We start from the raw sequence: 4,686 nt of genomic DNA, 5'->3' as shown, positions 1-4,686 counted from the left end.
AGTTTACGCATTACAGCTATGTATAACTGGCTTTTATCGGGGAAGTAATAGTATAGCAAAGCTTTTGACATAGAAAGATCCCCGGCGATCTCGTTCATCGTGGTTTTTGAATAACCGTAATGCAAAAAACGCTCATATGAGGCTTCTAATATCCTTTCCCTTTTTATATCCTGATGGTCATTCACTGCAGCCATTTGTTATATAAATTATATAATTTGTTGTCAGCAAACTACATTCCTGACTTTTTAAACAAATCTATCAAAAAATCTATACATATGTATATCACCCCCCATTTCGTTACACTTTACCAAAACAATTTTACATTCGTAGTATTTAACTAATGTTGATTAATACAAATACCATGAATATTGAAAACAGGTTACCCCCTGATCTGCTTGAATTTTCCCGGCAAATTCCATCCATAGTATGGAACCTCCTGATAGCTTTGATAGCTATCCTGGTGGGGATTATCATAAAATATGTAGTTACCAGTCTGTTTAAGTTTTATGCTAAGAAAGAGGAATCCTACTCATTCTTCAGATCGGTGTTAGTCAATTTAGGTAGTGCCATAACTTACTTTATCCCGCTATTTTTGTTAAATCTTTTTATTCCTGTTATGAGGATGGACAAGGTTTACGTTACGCCGCTTGATAAAACAATTGAAATTTTGCTTACTATATCTTTTGCAGGCATTCTTGTGCGTGCTATCAGGATCCTGGAAGACTACATCTATCACACCTACGATCTTAATAAAGCTGATAACCTGGTGGAGCGGAAAGTGCGCACGCAAATTCAGTTTATCCGTAAGTTTTTGGTGGTGGTTATTGTATTTGTAACCATAGCCATCATCTTGCTTAGTTTTGAAAGCATGCGTAAAATTGGTACAGGCTTATTAACGGGTGTGGGGATTGGTGGTATTATTGTAGGTTTCGCGGCACAAAACTCATTGGGAAATCTACTGGCAGGTTTCCAGATAGCGTTTACACAACCAATCCGGATTGATGATGTTTTGGTGGTGGAAGGCGAATGGGGACGTGTAGAGGAGATAACCTTAACTTACGTGGTACTGAATATATGGGATAAACGCAGGCTGATTCTCCCGATCAACTATTTYATTACAAAACCCTTTCAAAACTGGACCAGATCCACATCCGAGATATTGGGAACAGTATTTTTATACGTTGATTACACTATTCCGCTTGAAGCTATCCGTAAAGAGTTTGATCGTTTAATCGAACTTTCGCCACTTTGGGATAAAAAAGTCAAGGTAGTACAGGTAACCGATACCAAAGAAAACACTATTGAAGTACGTGTGCTGATGAGTGCGCGCAATTCGTCCGAAGCGTTTGATTTGCGCTGCTACATCAGGGAGAACCTGGTAACCTTTATCCAGCAGAATTACCCCGATAGTTTACCCAGGATTCGTACACAAGTAAGTAACCTCGAAAAATATATACTGCCCAAAACTGGTAATTAGGCCGCATTGGATAGTTCAATTCCGCTGCCAATTACAAGTGCATCTTCAATAGCGCCTACAATTGGGTCAATAACATGACTGGTTTTAACTGTGCCCTTACGTAAAAAGTAACTACCAAATGTGGATGCAAAAGCAGCTGCTCCGCCAATTAAGGCACCTATAGCAGCCTTATCACCCGTTGCCTTATAAATACATGCACCGGCGAGCGCACCCGAAAGCATCCTGAAGCCAAGTGAAGTGGGCTTAATGCGGTTTGGTGCTGAGGGTAGCTTATCGCCAATTATTTCACCTATAGCTAAAATCTTCAAAGCAAGCGCCACGTTTTTAGATTGAATGAAGCGCAAAGATGAATGATCTGGCTTTTTTAACTGATGATGACTTAATATATGGCTGGCGATAAGCGGTGCCGATGTTGAGCGCATACCGGCTAAGGCTCCAAGACCGACAACCTGCCAAAAGGGATGGGATATCTTGAGTTCCATATTGATTTTGATATTTGTTGTACGTATAAAACCATACACATCTCATTATGTTCTAACTAAAAACCATAAATCAGTAAGTAAAATTGTAATATTATCACCTATAACATCAACACTTAAATTATAGCCTGTCTTATAAACAAAATAGCCGCATACTTTTCAGTGTGCGGCTATTTGTTGTTTATAATTTAGTATATTAAACAGTTTCGGCTTCTAATACTGCTACATGTTTCTTTTCTTTTTTACCAAAAAGTCTTGCCTTAAGGTTGTAACGAATAAGGTACATACAAGGTACCAGGATCAATGTAATAATGGTTGCAAAACCTAAGCCGAATATCATTGTCCATGCCAAAGGCCCCCAGAAAGCAACATTATCACCGCCGAAATGGATGTGTGGTTTAAAGTGGGTGAATAAACCTACAAAGTCGATATTAAAGCCAACTGCCAAAGGTATTAACCCCAATATGGCGGCGGTGGCGGTTAATAATACCGGCGTCATACGGGTATGCCCGGCTTCAACAACTGCATCGTGTACATTTGCACCCTGCTCTATCAGCATGTCAGTAAATTCAACCAGCAAGATTCCGTTTCTTACAACCACACCGGCAAGTGCTATGATACCAATACCTGTCATTACAATAGACATAGTCATGTGGAATATAGTTACCCCCAGCAGTACCCCAATGATACTAAAGAAGATCTCGCTGATGATAATAAATGTTTTACCAATAGAGTTAAACTGGATCATTAAAATAACCAATATCAAACCAAATGATACGCCAAGTGCAGATAACAGAAAGGTCATTGCTTCCATTTGGTCTTCCTGTCCACCACCCATTCTTATAGATACATTATCGGGCGCTTTAAAGTTGTTGATAGCCAGTTTAATGTTTGCGTTAACATCGTTAGGATTAAATGGCTTTATAACGTTTGACCCTAATGTAAGTACCCRCCTTTGCTGCTTACGTTTTATGTTACTGTAAGTATTGGTGTAACGTACATCGGTAAAGGCAGAAATTGGCACCTGGCGAATTGCGCCTCCTGTTGCCATGTCGCGATAAGTAACCTTAAGATTTTTAAGGGCGTCGATATCGCCTCGCTGGCTTTKCAATGCGCGTACTTTTATCTGGTAATCATCTTCCTTGGTATTCCTGAAATCAGCGGCTTTGGAACCTAATATTGCGGTAGCCAAATTTTGGGTGATGAGACCAGAAGATATCCCTTCCCGGTTGGCACGCTCGCGGTCAACATCAAAAACAATGGTAGGTTTGTCACTTTGAACATCGGCAGTTAAATTCTCAATACCGGCGATATTTTGCTTAACCAAATAGCTTTTCAAACGATCTCCTGTTTTAACTAACGAATCAAGGTTATCGCCAATTATTTCGATACTGATATCCTTTTGTACCGGCGGGCCGCTATTTTCCTGTGTTACTGATATTTTAGCCCCGGGTACACCTTGAACTGCCTGGCGAATCCTTTTCAATATTGCTTTGGTATCTTTGCCATTACGCTTACCAAATTCAACAAATGCAACCGTTACCTTACCTTTGTTTTCATAATCACCCTGGTCCTCATCTGAAGGATCGGCAACCCCTTTGGTAACGTTTGAAATAACCGACGATACGATGTCCTTATCCGGTTCAACTACTTCGGCAACACGTTTCTCCAGTTTCTTGGTCACTTCGTTTGTGTAAGTCTGGTCGGTACCTATCGGCATAGTAATGTACACATAGGCAAAGTTAGGGTCGCCAGACGGGAAAAATTCAGGTGTTTTACCAATTAAGTTCATTAAAACTATGGCAAACACAAATAAACCCATAGTACCAAACAACATGGTTTTAGGAAAGTGAACAGCTTTTTCAAGCCATTTAGCATACCATTGCTGAAAACGCGGCCAGGAATTTTTCTGGAATCTGTCGATAATCTTTAACAGTACAAAGTGGTTTAAAAGGTACAGCGCTATTATCAGCACCATAAAGTTACCTATTCCAAAGTTTATCAGGTAACCCACAACTGTGGCAATAAGCAGGTATATCATTGCCCGCTTTACCTTGCGATCAAATTTGGGATGATCATGCTCTCCGTCAAAATGAGGTTTCATAAAATCAACCGCGAAAACCGGATTAATAATATAAGCCACAACCAATGAAGCCAATAAGGTTATAATTAAAGTAATAGGTAAAAAGAACATAAAATGCCCTATCAAACTATTCCAGAATGCCAACGGTACAAATGGTGCAAGAGTGGTCATGGTACCCGAGAACACCGGTAAAAACACCTCGCCGGCAGCAATTTTAGCGGCCTGCTTAATAGGTACTTTTCCATTGGCAAATATGCGGTGGGTATTTTCGATAACCACAATGGCGTCATCCACCACAATACCTAAGGCCAGCAGGAACGAGAACAGCACAATCATATTCAATGTAAAACCTATCCAGGGCATTATCAGGAAAGCTATAAAGCACGATAATGGCACTGACAAAGCTACAAATATGGCATTGGTAGTACCCATAAAAAACATCAGAATAACCGTTACCAGTATAAAACCAATTACTATGGTATTTATCAGGTCGTTAAGTGTTGTACGGGTTTTGTCAGACTGATCGCCGGTTACCGTGATATTTAAGCCTTTGGGGAAAACTGTTTTTTGCTTTTGTTTGATAAGTTCATTTATCTTATCTGATGCCTGAATCAGGTTTTCGCCAGCCCTTTTACTTACATTTAATG

General features: G+C 39.9%; 4 protein-coding genes. 1 reads left to right on the top strand and 3 read right to left on the bottom strand.

All coding sequences use genetic code 11. The annotated features are described in order from the left end of the window. A partial coding sequence (locus tag AC1DPZ_RS22225; RefSeq protein ID WP_477407556.1) for a TetR/AcrR family transcriptional regulator occupies positions 1-194 on the bottom strand: 194 nt, incomplete at its 3' end. Positions 195-361: 167 nt separating this feature from the next. On the opposite strand from AC1DPZ_RS22225, the gene AC1DPZ_RS22220 reads away from it, so the two are divergent. After that, positions 362-1,477, top strand: coding sequence for a mechanosensitive ion channel family protein (locus tag AC1DPZ_RS22220; RefSeq protein WP_477407554.1), 1,116 nt, complete (start codon positions 362-364; stop codon positions 1,475-1,477). On the opposite strand, the gene AC1DPZ_RS22215 is transcribed toward AC1DPZ_RS22220, so the two are convergent. Then, complete coding sequence (locus AC1DPZ_RS22215; protein ID WP_477407552.1) at positions 1,474-1,959, bottom strand: DUF4126 family protein; 486 nt, start codon at positions 1,957-1,959, stop codon at positions 1,474-1,476. The two genes, AC1DPZ_RS22220 and AC1DPZ_RS22215, sit on opposite strands and share 4 nt — an antisense overlap. Before the next feature lie 193 nt (positions 1,960-2,152). Beyond that, positions 2,153-4,686, bottom strand: a 2,534-nt coding sequence (locus AC1DPZ_RS22210; RefSeq protein ID WP_477407550.1) for an efflux RND transporter permease subunit, incomplete at its 5' end; no start/stop codon positions are given.

The sequence above is a fragment of the Mucilaginibacter sp. P4_G9 genome (assembly GCF_056400985.1).
Note: the sequence above shows the minus strand (reverse complement) of the source record. Positions and strands in the feature narration are given on the sequence as shown.